Source organism: Candidatus Defluviilinea gracilis (assembly GCF_057138825.1).
Map to the genome: position 1 here is coordinate 1 of NZ_DBNHEF010000026.1, position 16,073 is coordinate 16,073.

17 protein-coding genes are annotated in these 16,073 nt (G+C 53.8%); 11 read left to right on the top strand and 6 right to left on the bottom strand.

What is annotated here, in order from left to right; genetic code table 11:
- The coding region (locus AC16KF_RS03310; RefSeq protein ID WP_484035920.1) for a transposase family protein at positions 1-122 on the bottom strand (122 nt) is incomplete at its 3' end.
- A 146-nt stretch (positions 123-268) separates the two neighbouring features.
- On the opposite strand from AC16KF_RS03310, the gene AC16KF_RS03315 reads away from it, so the two are divergent.
- Complete coding sequence (locus AC16KF_RS03315; protein ID WP_484035870.1) at positions 269-1,819, top strand: spermidine synthase; 1,551 nt, start codon at positions 269-271, stop codon at positions 1,817-1,819.
- A gap of 500 nt (positions 1,820-2,319) precedes the next feature.
- Here the strand turns inward: AC16KF_RS03315 and AC16KF_RS03320 are convergent, their stop codons facing one another.
- Both AC16KF_RS03320 and AC16KF_RS03325 read right to left on the bottom strand, forming a co-directional pair.
- On the bottom strand, positions 2,320-3,117 hold the full coding sequence (locus AC16KF_RS03320; RefSeq protein ID WP_484035871.1) for a hypothetical protein: 798 nt from the start codon (positions 3,115-3,117) through the stop codon (positions 2,320-2,322).
- An 81-nt stretch (positions 3,118-3,198) separates the two neighbouring features.
- The gene (locus AC16KF_RS03325; RefSeq protein WP_484035872.1) at positions 3,199-3,405 is read right to left on the bottom strand and encodes a response regulator transcription factor; all 207 of its coding nucleotides are present in this window, start codon (positions 3,403-3,405) and stop codon (positions 3,199-3,201) included.
- Between the two features lie 129 nt (positions 3,406-3,534).
- On the opposite strand from AC16KF_RS03325, the gene AC16KF_RS03330 reads away from it, so the two are divergent.
- The 10 genes from AC16KF_RS03330 to AC16KF_RS03375 all read left to right on the top strand — a co-directional run bounded on the left by AC16KF_RS03330 (position 3,535) and on the right by AC16KF_RS03375 (position 13,873).
- Positions 3,535-4,212: a TIGR01906 family membrane protein gene (locus tag AC16KF_RS03330; protein WP_484035873.1), complete on the top strand. Its 678-nt coding sequence runs from the start codon at positions 3,535-3,537 to the stop codon at positions 4,210-4,212.
- 115 nt (positions 4,213-4,327) lie between these two features.
- Positions 4,328-5,086, top strand: a complete 759-nt coding sequence (fabG, locus tag AC16KF_RS03335) for a 3-oxoacyl-[acyl-carrier-protein] reductase (RefSeq protein WP_484035874.1) — start codon at positions 4,328-4,330, stop codon at positions 5,084-5,086.
- Positions 5,087-5,143: 57 nt separating this feature from the next.
- Positions 5,144-5,503, top strand: a complete 360-nt coding sequence (locus AC16KF_RS03340) for an Asp23/Gls24 family envelope stress response protein (RefSeq protein WP_484035875.1) — start codon at positions 5,144-5,146, stop codon at positions 5,501-5,503.
- On the top strand, positions 5,500-5,931 hold the full coding sequence (nusB, locus tag AC16KF_RS03345) for a transcription antitermination factor NusB (RefSeq protein ID WP_484035876.1): 432 nt from the start codon (positions 5,500-5,502) through the stop codon (positions 5,929-5,931). Before AC16KF_RS03340 ends, nusB begins: the two co-directional genes overlap by 4 nt.
- The gene (locus AC16KF_RS03350) at positions 5,932-6,336 is read left to right on the top strand and encodes a twin-arginine translocase TatA/TatE family subunit (protein WP_484035877.1); all 405 of its coding nucleotides are present in this window, start codon (positions 5,932-5,934) and stop codon (positions 6,334-6,336) included. It begins immediately after the preceding gene.
- Entirely contained in the window at positions 6,329-7,216 is an 888-nt protein-coding gene (gene tatC, locus AC16KF_RS03355) for a twin-arginine translocase subunit TatC (RefSeq protein ID WP_484035878.1), read from the top strand. Before AC16KF_RS03350 ends, tatC begins: the two co-directional genes overlap by 8 nt.
- A gap of 21 nt (positions 7,217-7,237) precedes the next feature.
- A complete protein-coding gene (locus tag AC16KF_RS03360) occupies positions 7,238-9,739 on the top strand; it encodes a glycoside hydrolase family 113 (protein WP_484035879.1) in 2,502 nt (833 codons plus the stop codon).
- A 146-nt stretch (positions 9,740-9,885) separates the two neighbouring features.
- The gene (locus AC16KF_RS03365) at positions 9,886-12,444 is read left to right on the top strand and encodes a penicillin acylase family protein (protein WP_484035880.1); all 2,559 of its coding nucleotides are present in this window, start codon (positions 9,886-9,888) and stop codon (positions 12,442-12,444) included.
- Positions 12,445-12,540: 96 nt separating this feature from the next.
- Positions 12,541-13,062, top strand: coding sequence for a hypothetical protein (locus AC16KF_RS03370; RefSeq protein ID WP_484035881.1), 522 nt, complete (start codon positions 12,541-12,543; stop codon positions 13,060-13,062).
- Positions 13,063-13,198: 136 nt separating this feature from the next.
- On the top strand, positions 13,199-13,873 hold the full coding sequence (locus AC16KF_RS03375; protein ID WP_484035882.1) for a 50S ribosomal protein L25: 675 nt from the start codon (positions 13,199-13,201) through the stop codon (positions 13,871-13,873).
- A gap of 53 nt (positions 13,874-13,926) precedes the next feature.
- On the opposite strand, the gene AC16KF_RS03380 is transcribed toward AC16KF_RS03375, so the two are convergent.
- The 3 genes from AC16KF_RS03380 to AC16KF_RS03390 form a co-directional block, all read right to left on the bottom strand.
- Positions 13,927-14,523, bottom strand: a complete 597-nt coding sequence (locus tag AC16KF_RS03380) for an NUDIX hydrolase (protein WP_484035883.1) — start codon at positions 14,521-14,523, stop codon at positions 13,927-13,929.
- 140 nt (positions 14,524-14,663) lie between these two features.
- The gene (locus AC16KF_RS03385) at positions 14,664-15,209 is read right to left on the bottom strand and encodes a zinc ribbon domain-containing protein (protein WP_484035884.1); all 546 of its coding nucleotides are present in this window, start codon (positions 15,207-15,209) and stop codon (positions 14,664-14,666) included.
- Positions 15,210-15,212: 3 nt separating this feature from the next.
- The gene (locus AC16KF_RS03390) at positions 15,213-16,055 is read right to left on the bottom strand and encodes a tRNA (adenine-N1)-methyltransferase (RefSeq protein WP_484035885.1); all 843 of its coding nucleotides are present in this window, start codon (positions 16,053-16,055) and stop codon (positions 15,213-15,215) included.
- Positions 16,056-16,073: the final 18 nt, after the last annotated feature.

Consider the following 16,073-nt stretch of genomic DNA (forward strand, 5'->3'; position numbering starts at 1 on the left):
ATCACCGCACATATGGCGATGCTGATCAAATCTATGAGTTTATGTTCCTTCGTTCGATCCACCCGCGGATCGCTCACTTTGCTAAAATGCTCGGCGATCGCCTCCAATGGCTTCTTTGTCATGGCTATCTCCTTCAAGATAGCCCTTTTTTACCTCAATTTAGATGCAATCGCCCTAACAATCTCTAGTCTCCAGTCTCTAATCTCTGCTCCTCAAATTCTCTAATTCTCCCAATTACCATCCCCGTCAAACGGTATAATCCTCCCCAATGAAAAAATACCTCCTCTTCACCGTCTTCATCTCAGGCATGACCACCCTCGCCGCCGAACTCGCGGCGGGACGACTCATCGGCAACGTGTTCGGCACGAGCAACATCGTCTGGGCAAGCATCATCGGACTGATCCTCATCTACCTCACGCTCGGATATTTCCTCGGCGGCAAATGGGCGGATGCGAACCCGACTCCCGCCGCAATGTATCGCGTCCTCGCGTGGGGCGCGTTCACGCTGGGACTCGTCCCCTACATTGCGAGTCCCGTTTTGCGAGCCGCGGCAACTGCGTTCGATTCACTGCAAGTGGGAATCCTCGGCGCGTCGTTCATCGCGGTGTTGATTCTGTTCATCGTTCCCATCACTTTGCTCGGAACAATCTCTCCCTATGCGATTCGACTAACCGTTGACGACACCTCCCGCGCGGGACAAATTTCGGGACAAATTTATTCGATCTCGACTCTCGGCTCATTCATCGGGACGTTCCTGCCCACCCTCGTCACCATCCCCGCGATTGGAACGAAAAACACGTTTCTATTATTCAGCATGATCCTTTTGTTGGTCGCGCTCATTGGGTTGGCGCGGTTTGCTAGTCAACGCGACATGCTCAAGCATGTTTGGATGCCGTTCATACTAGTTGCGCTTGCTCTGCTTACCGCGAATCAATCCATGAAGGCGAGCGCGGCGCAAGTCTACGAAACTGAATCCGCGTACAACTACATCGAGGTGTTGAATCAAAACGGCTTCACGGTCCTGCGTCTCAACGAGGGACAGGGCGTTCACTCGATCTACAGCCCCAACACGCTTCAATACAACGGGCCGTGGGATCAATTCCTCGCCAGCCCGTATTTTTATGCAAATAAAAAACCATCGGACGTTAAGCGCGTCGCTATCGTTGGTCTCGCGGCGGGGACAACTGCCCGGCAAATGACCGCTGTGTACGGCGACATTCCCATTGACGGCTACGAACTCGACCCGAAGATCGTCGAAGTGGGGCGCAACTATTTTGACATGAACATGCCCAACCTAAATGTCATCATCGGCGATGGTCGTCTCAACCTCGAACGAAGCGAACAAAAATACGACATCATCGCCGTGGACGCGTACCGCCCGCCGTACATTCCTCCGCACATGACGACGCAAGAATTCTTCGAGATCTGCGCCTCCCACCTGACGGAGAACGGGGTGCTCACCATCAACTCTGCCTCCGTCCCCGGCGACCGCCGCCTCATCAACGGACTCGCCACCACGATGGCGACTATTTTCCCTTCCATATATACAGTGGATATTCCCGGCTCGTTGAACACGATGATCTTCGCCACCAAGCAGAAAACCATCCCTGAGAATTTTGCGATGAACTTGTTGGCGTTATCAAGTGACTCCACAGTCAATCCACTGCTAATCACAACCATGACTGTGACATTTGCCAACCTCAATACGGACTACGAGCCAGCCACCGTCTTCACCGACGATCACGCGCCTATCGAATGGATCGTCAATGATATGGTGATTCGATTTATTCTCGAGGGTGGGACGGAGTATTTGGAGTAAAAAAGCCCCGAATGGAAATTCGGGGCTTTTTGGTTTCATTGAGACATTCAGCGCCTTCTAGTAATGTATCTCGTAGCGATTTACAGTGGGGCGCCACGTATTATTTATCGTTTTAAAATCATGTTGACCAAGGTCTTGCAATTGTATCGAGGATGTGCAACCGGCATACGCTATACCCGCAAAGGATCGCTGAAATGAATTTGCGTTGGTGTTTACTGCGCCTACTGACGATTGAAAACGGGTAGTATATGCGTTAGAAGGAGCGCAATATTGCCGAACTGTCCACCACGTATAACCAATTTGCCCTATTCCAAGATCACACTGGCTTCTTACGTACGCAGTCCAAGTAGACCCTTGCGTGATGGTTTTCGAAGCCGTGCAATTGGCATCCCCTACTCCACCGTTCGTCGAAGATGTTCCTGCAAGAACACCAACTGGAATTAATACGCTTGTGATTATGACCAATAGAATAGCAAGATGGAAATTTCGCTGGAGCGATATCATTGTTGCGCCTCCCGATTTTCTTTTAGGGTGAAATACTCAAGGACGTCGCTGGGTGGCTCGTAATCAAGTCTTATCTCTTCGATTTGAAGATTCATTAATACACGCCGAGATCCGTCTTCTAAGTTTACAGTGCTCATTTCGCTAACGATAAAACCTGTGGTGGCGTCAAACACAAATTCATATTCCATGGAAAGAAGTTTTTTTGAATAATCCAGCATTTTCAAAGGTTGCTTCTCGACATATTTAATTTTGAACTGGATAGATTCTTTTCCGTCCTTGTCGATTTGTTCGCTTTTGAGGTCGGGGAATTTTAGATGATAGGCTAATCCATAATCAGGCACAAGTATATAAGGTTCGGTTGGGATAATCTCATCTACTGTCGTATTCCATGCTGTACCATTACTAAACATGCCTACCTGGATAACTTGGCCATCCTCTGTCCTTTGAATGCTTATTGACTTCTCCACCATACCTGCGGCGTTGATGTACCACCACGATTCCGATCTAGAGTTTACAAGAGGCAGGACATCTTTCTCTGTAGGAGCATCAACATCATATTGAACATGCTCGCGAATATAGAACCATCCTTCCTTGATTATATTGTTGAGTACTTTTATTTTCAATTGATCGTAGAGCGCTTTATTTGGCGATAAAAGCGAGTCTTCGCTAGTCTTCACCGCCTTTCGTGCAGAAACCTCGCTGATATTGGTATTCACCGCAACAGCGCTGCTTATGACAAGACTTACCGCTACTAGGGCGACCATCATTATCAGAATCAGCCTTGATATTTTCATATTTACTCCTTTAAATAATCGTGAACATTTTAGATCATATCAGTGTAGGGTTTGTTGTCAACTACGGATTCCCGAATCTTGTTACTTTTTGAACAAAGTAATGAGTTTCAACACTGCTTCGGTTCGAGAACATACCTCCAACTTTTCATAAATATGGGTCAGGTGGTGTTCAACTGCGCGCGTCGAAACGCCAAGTTGCAAGGCAATCTCTTGTGTGCTTTTGCCTTCGAGCAACAGGTGAATTACTTCTACTTCCTTATCGGTAAATTGGCGCTGTTGATTTTCCATATCACTGCCTCCTCCAATGAATTAAAACTTCCCTATCAGCAAATTTTCTTATACCACAGTGTTTTTTTTTTTTTTTTGCATAGCCTATTTGTACCCACAACTTGGAATTTGTCTTACAATAAGACAAAAATGAAAACAAAAATGTTCCCTTTTTTCTCCTGGCTCGTTACTATTCTCGTCCCCCTCGTCCTCATCGGGCTGGGACTGCGGTTACTGTTAACTACTGCCTTCCTCCAAGTCGAATACAACATGCCGTACTTTCCGCGTGATGAATACGGCTTCACAAAAGAAGACCGTTTGAGGTGGGCGCCATACGCGTTGAAGTTTCTCATCAACAGCGCGGAAATTTCGTATCTTGGCGATTTGAAATTCGATGATGGGACTCCCTTGTACAACGAGCGCGAGTTAAGTCACATGGAGGATGTCAAGCAGGTGACAAAGGGCGCGTTGAATCTGTGGTATGCGACCCTGGCGATCTTGCTCGGGCTGGGGATTTGGTCAAAGGTTTCCCACTGGGAGCAGGCATACCGTCAAGGCTTGATGCGAGGTGGATGGTTGATGGTTGGGTTGGCTGGTGTCATCGGGTTGATCGTTGCGATCGGTATTGTTATCAATCCAAATGTCTTTTGGGGTTTCTTCACGGCATTTCACAAATTATTTTTCGTTGGCGACTCGTGGTTGTTTCTGTATTCGGATACCTTGATCCGCCTGTTCCCCATCCGTTTTTGGCAGGATGCGTTCTTGCTCGCGGCAGTCATCGCGCTGGGGGGAGGGGTTGCGTTGGGCATGGGGTTGAAAGGCAAATAGTGAAGCCGTGCTGGTTACTGCGTATTGCGTACTACATAGTACGCAATACGCAGTATGGAAAACGCAGTACGTAATACAAAGTACAGTGTATAATTTCGCGCGAGGAGACTCATACATGGCAGAATCGTTATCGCTTGAAAACAAAGTTGCGGTGGTGACGGGCGGTTCGCGCGGGATCGGTCGCGCGGTGGCGCTCGAGCTCGCGGCGCGCGGCGCGGCAGTGGTCGTCAACTACAACAAATCCTCCGATGCGGCGGATGAAGTGGTGAAAGCCGTGCAATCGTCGGGAGGAAAAGCCGCCGCGTTTCAAGCGGACGTGTCCGACTTCAAACAAGCCGAGGCGTTGATCAAGTTTGCGATTGACACATTCGGCGACCTGAGCATCCTCGTCAACAATGCAGGCATCACAAAAGATACTCTCATCATGATGATGTCTGAATCCGATTGGGACTCGGTCATCGCGACGAATCTCAAATCCACGTTCAATTGTTCGAAAGCCGCGGTCAAACATATGATGCGAAAACGCGCGGGACGCATCATCAACATGGCTTCGGTGGCTGGGCAAATGGGGAACCCGGGTCAGGTAAATTATTCCGCATCCAAAGGCGGGCAGATCGCGTTCACAAAATCATTGGCGCGCGAAGTTGCGGCGCGAAATATCACCGTCAACGCGATTGCGCCCGGGTTTGTGGACACAGAAATCCTCGACGCGATGTCGCCGGAAACGCTCGAGGCGTCGCTGAAATTAGTCCCGCTGGCGCGCAAAGGCAAGCCTGAAGAGATCGCCTATGCGGTCGCGTTCCTCGCCTCCGACCAAGCCGCGTTCATCACCGGTCAGGTGTTGGGCGTGGATGGCGGCATGGCGATGATGTGAGAAGAACAGAGATTAGAGACTGGAGATTGGTCGCCAGTCTCTGTTTGTGGAGAATCTATGACAGACTTACCCTCCCTCGATAAAACCACCATCGCTCCCGATGTGCTTGTGACCATCGTGAGATTATCCGCGTTGGGGACGCCGGGCGTCAGCCGTATGGCAGGCGTCACGGGCGGAGTGAACCGTCTGTTCCGTCGCGGAGTCCATGATGGAGTGCGGATCGAAGTCGAAGATAATTTGGTTGTCATCGACTTGCATTTGATCCTCAAACGCGATGTGAATATCCGCGAAGTGAGCCGTAACGTGCAGGAACAGGTGACGCGGGCGGTGACCGAAACGGTTGGCATGGATGTGGGCGCGGTGGATGTGCATGTTGAGAATATCGATTACGAAGATGGAGAGGCTGGTCTGGCATGAAATCCCGCACCAGGGCGCGTTCGATCGCCCTGCAAGTACTTTACGAAGTGGATATTGCAAATCATATTCCGGGCGATGTGTTGAAATTGCGGCTGGAAGATTTTCCGCTGTCGGACGATCTCTCGGAGTTCACGCGCAAGATCGTCTTTGGAGTGCTTCCGCTCTCATCTAATTTAGACCTGCTGATCTCGAAGTATGCGCCGGAATGGCCCCTCGACCAGATCGCGGCGATCGACAGGAACATCTTGCGGATCGCGCTGTGGGAGTTTGCGGTCTTTCACGAAACGCCGATCAAAGTTGCCATTAATGAAGCGGTGGAACTGGCGAAACTCTACGGCTCCGATTCCGCGCCGCGTTTTGTGAATGGGGTGCTTGGCGCGTTGGCAGATCACCAGCACGAGATCAAACAAATCCTGCAAAAGGCATAAATGGAAATTTTAGGCGTTGGACCTTCCGAGTTCTTTTTTATCGTTCTCATTGCCATCATTGTTCTTGGACCGAAAAACATGAAGCAGGCGGGGCGCACCATCGGTCATCTCCTCAACCGTTACGTTACTTCCGACGCGGGGAAAGTGATCGCGAACACCTTCAAAGAGGTTACCAATCTTCCACAGCGGTTGATGCGCGAAGCAAACCTTGAAGACTTTCAAAAGGAAGCGGATTTGACAAACGTCATCGCTCCGCCGGCCGCCAAACGCTCCCCGACTTCCACGATGAAAGCGCCTCAAACCAGAAAACCGCCAGCGCCGAAAAAGCCCCAAGCCACCGATTCGGTTTCGCGCAACTCTACTGAGACAATTGAGGAACGGGCAGACGAAACAAAACATGAGTAAATTTTTTAATCGGTTGTGGCGGGCGCTGACGTTCCCGTTTGTTCTTCTGTACAAGATCATCCTCTTTCCTCTTCAAGCCCCGGCGCGGGCGTGGAAATACCTCAACACCGACCCGGATGAGACCTCGGAAAAAACGCTGATCGATCACGTGGAGGATTTCCGCGCGCACCTGCTGTGGATATTGGTCATCATCGCCGTGGCTGTGGGAGTGTCTTTTTATTTCACCATCCCGTTGATGGAATACCTCGCCATTCCCGTGGGCGGGCTTACGAAATTGCAGGCGATTGAGGTGACCGAAGAGATCGGCGTTTATATGAGGGTGGCATTGACCAGCGGCTTGACGATTTCCATTCCCTTCATTGCTTTTGGTTTTTGGCAGTTTGCCGCGACCGGGTTGAAGGCTCGCGAGAAGAAATTCAGCCTGCTTGCCATTCCGGTCGCCACGATCCTTTTTGTGGGCGGAGTCTGGACGACCCATCGTCTTTTGATTCCAGCCGCCCTGCCGTTTTTAGGCGGATTTACCGAGATCGCCCAAGTGTGGACGGCAAAGGAATATTTTGGTTTTATCACAGGCTTGATGTTATGGATCGGACTGTTCTTCGAATCGCCGCTGGTGATTTTTGCCCTTACGTATGTTGGCATTGTCCAACCGAAAGTATTAGTTGAACAATGGAGACTTGCCATTGTGATCATTGCCATTCTTGCCGCCGCGGTCACGCCAACCATCGACCCGGTCAACATGGGTTTGGTGATGTTGCCGATGACCCTGCTTTATTTTTTCAGCATCCTGTTGAGCTACTTTGCCGCGGCGTTGCGCGGGAGAAGCGCGAGGGCTGTGGAACCTGTTGAGGAGTTCGGAGCAGGCAAACCCGTCGGATGAAGCGATAGATCGAGGAGAGAAATGAACGCGCGTATTCCCATATCCCAGCGGATGCTTCTTGTGATGACTGTTTTGGCGTTGGTCAATCAAGCCTGCGCCATTTCATTGATCAAGTGGCCCACGTTTCCGACGGCAGTCGTCAACACGCCGCTCCCCGGCGGACCAACCGCCACGCCCGCGCCGCGCGCCGATGTGACCTTTACCGTGCGCGTGCCAGACCCGCTTCTGCCGGGGGAAAAGGTTGTGATCCGCGTGTTGGATGAAGTTGCCGGGCTGGCATACAACCCGGTGGATTATGAACTCAGCCCGATCGATACCGTTACCTATACGCGGACCTTGCAGATCCCCGATCAGGCGGTGATCCGTTATGTTTATGTTCGCTACCCATCCGCCACGCAAGAAGACACGAATCTCGACCAGCCCATTCGCTACCGGTTGTTTTACGCCAGCGGAAATACGCAGATCATCGACACGGTCAGCAGTTGGACGGACAAGCCGGTCAACACGCTTTCGGGGAGTATTTTCGGCGCTGTAGTGAACGCCGACACCAACCAGCCGATCCCCGATATTCTTGTAACCGCCGGTGGCGAACAATCCTTGACCGACTCAGCCGGGCGGTTCCTGCTTTCCGGTTTGCGCGCCGGCACGCACAACCTCGTCGCCTACGCGTTGGATGGTTCGTACCAGGTCTTTCAGCAAGGCGCGGCAGTGGCAGATAACCAGGTCACCCAAGCCGCCCAGATTCGACTCAAGCAACTGCCGCAAGTGAACGTGACGTTCATCGTCTCCATCCCGCAGGGGACTCAAGGCGCGCTTCGCATCGCGGGAAGCCTGCTTCAGTTTGGCAACACCTTCGCCGACCTGCGCGGCGGACTCAGTACCGTCGCCGACCGGATGCCGATTCTGCAACTCGGCGCGGACGGCAGATACACCACCACGATCCGTCTCCCTGTTGGCGCGGATGTGCAATACAAATACACCATCGGCGATGGGTATTGGAATTCGGAATTCACTTCGGAGGGGAGGTTCGTCACGCGCCGCATCCTTGTCGGCTCGCAGGATATGACCATTCAGGATGCCGTTCACTCGTGGCAAAACGGGCCGCCCAACGCGCCGATCCTTTTTGATGTGACCGTGCCCGCCAATACTCCGCCGGGCGATATCATCTACATCCAGTTCTCGCACAATGGCTGGACTCCTCCCATCCCCATGCAAAACGCCGGTGGAAACCACTGGACGTTCAAGTTATACGGTCCGCTCCGCGACAGTTCGACGTTCGCCTATCGTTACTGCCGCAACGCCCAATGCGACTCGGCGGACGAATCGAAACAAGTCGGTCCCACAGCGCATGGGCGCAACATCTCGGGCACGATCACGCCGCAATTCCTCACCGACACGGTCGATGCGTGGGCTTGGCCCCAGGTTGCCGGCAGCGCCACCCTCGTGCAAACCAACATCCCGTCGCGCGGAGCCGGGTTTATAGCGGGCATCGAATATCAGGCGTATTACGATCCCAACGTCCCGCGCTTCAATGATGCCGCCCTCCAAAACATCAAAGGCATCGGCGCGAACTGGGTGATCTACACTCCCTCGTGGACGTACGAACGGGTCAGCCCGATCGTGTTCGCGCAACAGCCCGGCAAAGACGCGTTTTGGAAAGACACCCTCGACGCGGTCACCCAAGCGCGCGCGCAAAGCCTCAACGTTGCCATATTTCCACAACCCCGTTTCGCTACGAACGCCGCCGATTTTTGGAGCAAAGCCCCGCGCGATGGAACCTGGTGGAACGACTGGTTCGACCACTATCGCGCCTTCGCCATCCATTTTGCCGACCAGGCAACACAATCTGGCGCGCAGGGCTTGATCATCGGTGGAGATTGGATTCTCCCGGCTCTTCCCAACGGGAAGCTTGCCGATGGCTCCCCCAGCGGAGTCCCAGCCGACGCGGACGCCCGTTGGAAATCGATTATCGCGGAGATTCGCCAGCGCTTCCGCGGAAACCTGCTTTTTGCAATCCCATACAACACCACCGATTTCACGCCGCCGGTGACGGTCTTGCAAGACACCGACGCCGTATACCTGTTGTGGTTCGCAAAAATAAGTTCGCTTGCCGCCCCCAACAAGACAGATATGATGAATGAGGCTGGCAGACTCCTCGACCAGAATATTGCGCCGTGGCAACAACAGATCGCCAAACCATTTGTGATCGCGCTATCGTACCCGTCTGCGACAAATTCAGCCACAGGATGTATTCCCAGCGCGAGCGGGACCTGCCTCGATTGGACCGCCCTCAGCCGCCCCAACGCAGACCTCGCCACCGTAAACATCGACCTGCAACAACAAGTGGATATCTACGATGCCATCTTCAACGCCCTGAATGCGCGCTCATGGGTGAGCGGGTTGGTCAGCCGCGGATATTTTGCGCCGGTTGAGTTACAGGACAAATCCGCGTCGGTGCATGGCAAGCCCGCGCGGGATGTGTTATGGTATTGGTTCCCAAGATTGTTGGGAATTACACAATAGACCTCTGGCGAAAATCATTTTCGCCGCAGAGATCATAGAGAAAAGAGCATTTCTCAAAGGTTCCTGCGAATTGCGTGGCTGAACAAATAAAACCCATCGAGCCGAGGTGAAAGATTCGCCTCGATACATTACATATGGAGGCTACCATGTCAAAAACAAAGACCATTCTCAAACGCGCGGGCTTGGGCGCTTTGATTCTCGCCGTGCTCCTTGCCGGAGGCGGCGGGTTCTATTTCAAAAGTTATCTCCCGAACACCGTCGCGCCGAAATCGTTCCCACAAATTGATGGGGAGATTCAACTTGAAGGGCTTGATGGACCTGTGGATGTGTATCGCGATAGCGTGGGCATCCCTCATATTTATGCGACCACCCAGCACGATTTATTCTTCGCGCAGGGATACATCCACGCGCAAGACCGTTTCTGGCAAATGGACTTCTGGCGTCATGTGGGGTCCGGCAGAATTGCCGAAATGTTCCCATCGCAAGCCGATACCGACGCGTTCCTGCGCACGCTGGGCTGGCGCGTCACTGCCGAACAGGAGTATGAACTGCTCGACGCCGAGTCGAAAGCGCTGGTGAATGCCTACACGGCCGGCGTCAACTCCTATATCGAAGGCAAAGACGCTGTTGACCTCAGCCTCGAATATGCCCTTCTGGGTTTGCCCATCCTTGCGCCGGATTACAAGATCGAACCGTGGACGCCGGTGCATAGCCTGACCTGGGGCAAAGCCATGGCATGGGATTTGCGCGGCAACATGGGCGAGGAAATCGAACGGGCAGTGTTAATGAAGACGCTTACGCCCGAGCAGGTTGCCGAACTATTCCCTGAATACCCGTCGGATCATCCGGTGATCGTCAACAAGATCGGCGGCGAGACGGTTGCTCGCAATGCGACTCCTGCCGCGGCGTTCAACATCCCTGACGATGTGCTCGCCACTCTTCAGAACAACGTGTCATTGTTAGACGTTGCGCTGGGTCCGCTGGGGGATGGGGTTGGGTCAAATTCCTGGGCGGTGTCCGGAAGCCTTACCTCTACCGGTGAGCCGTTCCTCGCCAATGATCCCCATCTTGGTATACAGATGCCGTCCATTTGGTATCAGGTTCACTTGGAATGTAGACCGGTCTCCGATGCCTGTCCGTATAATGTGGCGGGTTTCTCGTTCCCCGGCGTTCCCGGTGTGGTGATCGGGCATAACGAGCAGATTGCCTGGGGTTTCACCAATGTGGGTCCCGATGTGATGGATTTGTATATCGAACGGGTCAACCCCGAAAACCCGAATCAATATGAGGTCAATGGCGAATGGGTCGATTTCGAAACCCGCGAGGAAATCATCCACGTGGCGGGCGGCGAACCGATCAGCCATACGGTGAGACTGACACGTCACGGTCCCGTGATCTCTGACGATTACGGTCCCTTGAAAGACAAAGGGGAAGCGGGCGACGAGGAATTTGTGCCCTTTAAAGATCGCGCCGGTGTGGATTTACCGGAACAATATGTGATCGCCCTCCAGTGGACGGCGCTTGCCCCCTCCACGCCTTTCAAAGCCATCTGGGGGTTTGACAAAGCGAAAAACTGGGATGAATTTCGAGAAGCGGCAAAGGATTTCCACGTGCCGCCGCAAAACTTGATCTATGCCGATGTGAATGGCAACATTGCCTACCAAATGCCCGGCGACATTCCGATTCGAGCCAAAGGAGATGGGACGCTCCCCGTTCCCGGCTGGACGGATGAATACGAGTGGACGGGCTATCTTCCCTTTGAAGAATTGCCTTATACGGTGAACCCGGACGAGGGATATATTGTCACTGCCAACAACCGCGTCCCGCCGTTCGATTACCCCAATTGGATCACCTATGATTGGGATTACGGGTTTAGGGCGCAACGCATCGTGGATATGATTCAGGACGCGCCGGGAAAAATCGACATCGCTTATATTCAACAGATGCAAGGCGATTCGTTCGATGCTGTCGCCGCCCAGTACGTCCCAATTCTTTTAGAGACGGAAGGGCTGTCCGAAAAACATGCCAGCTTGCTGACAGGTTGGGATTATCAGGACAGTATCGACTCCTCCGCGGCGGCGATGTTCAACGCCTTTTGGCGGCGCATGCTCAAAAACACATTCAACGATGAGATGCCCGAGGAACGTTACTACCCGGACGGCGGCTCGCGCTGGAACGAAGTGATGCGCCACATGGACGAATCGAGTCGCTGGTGGGACGATACATCCACTACCGAGGTTGTAGAAACACGCGAAGAGATCATCAAAAAATCCTTTGCCGAAGGAGTGTCTGAACTGGAAGAGAAGTTTGGCAGTGACACATCGAAATGGAAATGGGGCGATATGCATGCCTCCACATTCCGTAATGGCACTTTGGGCGAGTCCGGTATCGGTCTGATCGAAGACCTGTTCAACCGCGGACCTTTCCCGACAGGCGGCGGCGAGGCGATTGTCAACGCCACCGGCTGGTCGGTGCGCGATGGGTACGAGACCAATTGGCTGCCTTCGATGCGTATGATCGTGGATTTGGGTGTATTGAGCAATTCGGTTACCGTTCATACCACTGGGCAATCTGGTCACGCGTATCACCCTCACTACATTGATCTCGCCCCGCTTTGGGCAAATATAGAATACTATCCCATGTTGTGGGAACACTCCGCGATCATCGCGGATACCGAAGGGCATCTGGTGTTGACTCCGAAATAATGACGGCAGGGCAGGGGCAGGCATGTGGCTTGCCCCTGTTGTTGAGCGGTTTCGTGATCGTTAGGCAAGGTTTCTTGTGGTAAAATCTCGCCCGCTATGGTCGAACCCGAAGAACTTCCTGAATTCGAATCGCCACAGGTGACGAACGTCATGCACGCCGATGTGAAATCCGTTCATGCGGAATTGGTGCGGATGCGCCAGGCGGACGCGGAATTCATCCGCGCCGAGGAAGTGGAAATGCAAAATAGCGCGGCGGCGAATGTGAAAGCCAACCAAGTTACCACGCGGCAGTCTGCGTTAGGAATGGTGAACGCCACCGAGGCGCAGTTGGAGAACACGGCAACGGGGATCGTCCAAGCGGAGAACGTGTCGATCAGCGGGTATACAGCCGTAATCGGCGCGGGAAGTGCGGATATCCATCACAGCACGGTGGGCTATCTGGCGGCGCAGGAAGTCCACGCGCAGGATGTGCGCGCGGTTGTCCTGCTGGCGCGAAATGTGAATGGAAACGTCATTACCACCCTCGATACGCGCGGCGTGGTGATTGCCGGGCTGATCGGCGGTTTGTTTGGCGGGTTGATGTTGCTGTTGGGTCGGTTTTTGATCCGGCGAAGTTAAATGTAGTAGCGACTCAGTCGCTTTAAAGATGACGAATGAATTCGTCACTACAGAAAATCATTTCATAGAGCGAAGGTAATCCGGAGCGCGGGCTTCAGTCCGCAACCGACGGGTGAGAGGCGCTCAAGGAGTAACGATGGAGAAAGTTGTACTAAAAGCGGAAAAGCGGGGAGTGGTTGGCAAGCAAGTGAAGGCATTGCGGCGCGAGGGGAAATTGCCGGCCGTGATCTATGGTCGTCACACAGACCCGATCAACATCAATCTGGAGGCGCACTCCGCTTCGCTGGCATTGGCGAGGGCAACCTCCTCCAGCCTGGTAACGATCGATGTGGAAGGCACGCAACATCTGACGCTCGTGCGCGAAAAACAACGCGATTTCATCAAGAACCGTTTACTGCATGTGGATTTTCTCGCGGTTTCGATGAGCGAAAAACTTCGCACAGCGGTTTCGATCCATTTTGTGGGCGTTTCTGGCGCGGTGAAAGATCATGGCGCGGTGATGGTTCATAACCTGGAACAACTACACGTGGAATGTTTGCCCGCCGACCTGCCCGAACGCATCGAGGTCGATATTTCCAGCCTCGCCAAAATCGGCGACGGCTTGCGTGTGCGCGATGTGGTCGTTTCAGACAAGGTGCGCGTGCTCGAAGACCTCGACACAATGGTTGCCGTGGCGACCATGCCAAAGGTCGAAGAGGAAGCGGCGGTACCGGGCGCAGAAGGCGCGGTGGCGGCTGTCACCCCGACCGAACCCGAACTCTCGGTGGAGCGCGGCAAGAAGGAAGAAGAAGCCTCCGACGAGAAGAAGTAAGAATCGTTTCGAACAACGCAGGGGCGAGTTTCAGACTCGCCCCTGCAAGTTTTTTAAAACCCCAACACCTTCAACAAATCGACGGTCATACGCGCCGTCGCGCCCCAGAGCAACTCGCCATCGTAGGGATGATACGCGATGACGGAACGCTTCTTTTCCCCTATTTCAAATTGCCACCGGTTGGACGCGTTCGCCAGCCACCCCAGCGGGATCGTGAAAACACGCGCCACTTCATGCTCGCCTACGCGGAACACAGTGGGCCATTTCACCACGCCCACCACCGGCGTAACCCGAAAATAGGAAATGGTGATGAGGTTGGCAAGCCGTCCTAAAATTTTCACATTGCCGGGGCGTATCCCGATTTCTTCCTCAGCCTCGCGCAGGGCTGTTTGCTCCGGCGTGGATTCGCCCTCGTCGCATGCGCCGCCGGGGAAGGAGACCTGCCCCTTGTGTGATTCGACGTGGTCGGTGCGGCGGGTGAAGAGCAGATGCCATTCGTCATCCTGCCGCACCAGCGGCGCCAGAACCGCCGCGCATTTCAGACGCGTTTCGTCTGTGAGTTCCAATTCCGCGTACCCATCGGAGGATGTGCCTGCGGATTGAAGCGCCTCGCACAGTCGCTGGGAGATAAATTCTTCAGTGAGGTTCATTTCGCGCATTGCAGCACAAATTAAGGGTCGGTAAATTAATAACTTGTATGTTTGTTCGCAGTTGCACTGCGAACGGGATGCACGATTTGCCAAGCAAATCGAACTGCATCCCTAACTGTTCGACAAAGTGGAACTTTGTCTTACGAATCTGCTTCCCTCACCGGGCTTCCGCAATACCCGCACTCGGCGGTGATCTCGTCCAGCCACTCCACTTCATCGGGTCGCAGAACCGCGCCGCATTGCGGGCAGTGCGTGGGCAGGACGGGCTTTTTACCTTGTGGTATTTGGGTATCCAGTTCGGAGGATTCGGGGGAGATCGATTTCAGCCATGAGTCGATGGCGGCGGCTTCCTCGTGCAACCCGCGTTCTTTCAATTCGGTGAGCGCGCGGCGTCGCGCTTGAAGCAGGCGTTGAAATTGTCCTCGCTCAGCCAGCAGGGACAGCCCGCGTTTGATCGAAGGGATAGCCAACGCTGTTTGCCCGGCGTATATCCGCGCTCGCCCAGCCTGAAGATGAAAGAGCGGCGCGCGCGGACCGCCGCGCGCATCGGCGGTTTGGGCGATCTGTTCAAAGAGTTCTCCAGCGCGTCCATACTCGCCTTTATCAAAAGCAAAATTGGCTTCCTGCAAAATTGGCGGGATGTGCCCGGCTCTCTTTTTGGCTTGGCGGCGAAATAGGCGGCGCATTGGCTACGAATCTCCTTTTTCTATTTCTTCGTTGAGTTCCCTCCCGCGCGGATCTTCACTGGGTTCGATCTTTCTGCCGAAGAGCAAGAAGCCGGTGTGCGCCACCATGCGGTCGGTCGGGCGCAGGCGCGTCGGTTCGGGTTTGTAGTAGCGCAATAAAATTTCACACACTTCGATGAACGCAAAGTTCGTCTGGCGCAACGATTGCAGGGTCTTCTCCACTTGATTAAAGGTGGGGATCAAACAACACAAGAATCCACCGGGTTTGAGCGCGGCGCGGATTTGTGAGATGTAATCGTACGGGTTGGGCACATCGAGGAAAAATGAATCTGCGTTGGTTTCGTCGAAGCCTTCGCCGATGTCGCGCAATTTGAACTCTACGCGGGTATCGAGCCCAAAGCGGGCAAGATTCTTGCGGGCAAGGTTTTGCATGTCCGGGCGGATTTCATACGAGATCACGCGCCCCTCCGCGCCGAGGGCGTAGGCAAGGGCGGTCGTCATCGAACCGGAGCCGGAGCCAGCCTCCATCACGGTCTGACCGGGTCCGACGCCCATCGTCACGAGAATGAAGCCGATATCCTTCGGATACATAATCTGCGTGGTGCGCGGCAGGTTGGTGAGCAGGTCGCCGAGCGAAGGCTGGAGGAGAAAGAATGGCGAGCCGAGGTGGCTGAAAACCTGCGTGCCCCATGCTTTGCCGATCAGGTCGTCGTGTTGCAAGACGCCGCGATGCGTTTCAAATTTTGCGCCGGCTTGCAGGTTGAAGATGAAATGTTTGTGGCGCAAGCCGACAAGTTGAACGAGGTCGCCATCGCGCGCGGTGGAGGAATAGGTATTGAGAGGCATGAGAGGTATCTTACCATA

Coding starts and splice junctions, on each gene's coding strand:
- tatC (WP_484035878.1), top strand. CDS start 6,329: ATGAGTAAATTTTTTAATCGGTTGTGGCGGGCGCTGACGTTCCCGTTT.
- AC16KF_RS03370 (WP_484035881.1), top strand. CDS start 12,541: ATGGTCGAACCCGAAGAACTTCCTGAATTCGAATCGCCACAGGTGACG.
- AC16KF_RS03360 (WP_484035879.1), top strand. CDS start 7,238: ATGAACGCGCGTATTCCCATATCCCAGCGGATGCTTCTTGTGATGACT.
- AC16KF_RS03340 (WP_484035875.1), top strand. CDS start 5,144: ATGACAGACTTACCCTCCCTCGATAAAACCACCATCGCTCCCGATGTG.
- AC16KF_RS03365 (WP_484035880.1), top strand. CDS start 9,886: ATGTCAAAAACAAAGACCATTCTCAAACGCGCGGGCTTGGGCGCTTTG.
- AC16KF_RS03330 (WP_484035873.1), top strand. CDS start 3,535: ATGAAAACAAAAATGTTCCCTTTTTTCTCCTGGCTCGTTACTATTCTC.
- AC16KF_RS03325 (WP_484035872.1), bottom strand. CDS start 3,405: ATGGAAAATCAACAGCGCCAATTTACCGATAAGGAAGTAGAAGTAATT.
- AC16KF_RS03380 (WP_484035883.1), bottom strand. CDS start 14,523: ATGAACCTCACTGAAGAATTTATCTCCCAGCGACTGTGCGAGGCGCTT.
- AC16KF_RS03320 (WP_484035871.1), bottom strand. CDS start 3,117: ATGAAAATATCAAGGCTGATTCTGATAATGATGGTCGCCCTAGTAGCG.
- AC16KF_RS03385 (WP_484035884.1), bottom strand. CDS start 15,209: ATGCGCCGCCTATTTCGCCGCCAAGCCAAAAAGAGAGCCGGGCACATC.
- AC16KF_RS03375 (WP_484035882.1), top strand. CDS start 13,199: ATGGAGAAAGTTGTACTAAAAGCGGAAAAGCGGGGAGTGGTTGGCAAG.
- fabG (WP_484035874.1), top strand. CDS start 4,328: ATGGCAGAATCGTTATCGCTTGAAAACAAAGTTGCGGTGGTGACGGGC.
- nusB (WP_484035876.1), top strand. CDS start 5,500: ATGAAATCCCGCACCAGGGCGCGTTCGATCGCCCTGCAAGTACTTTAC.
- AC16KF_RS03315 (WP_484035870.1), top strand. CDS start 269: ATGAAAAAATACCTCCTCTTCACCGTCTTCATCTCAGGCATGACCACC.
- AC16KF_RS03350 (WP_484035877.1), top strand. CDS start 5,932: ATGGAAATTTTAGGCGTTGGACCTTCCGAGTTCTTTTTTATCGTTCTC.
- AC16KF_RS03390 (WP_484035885.1), bottom strand. CDS start 16,055: ATGCCTCTCAATACCTATTCCTCCACCGCGCGCGATGGCGACCTCGTT.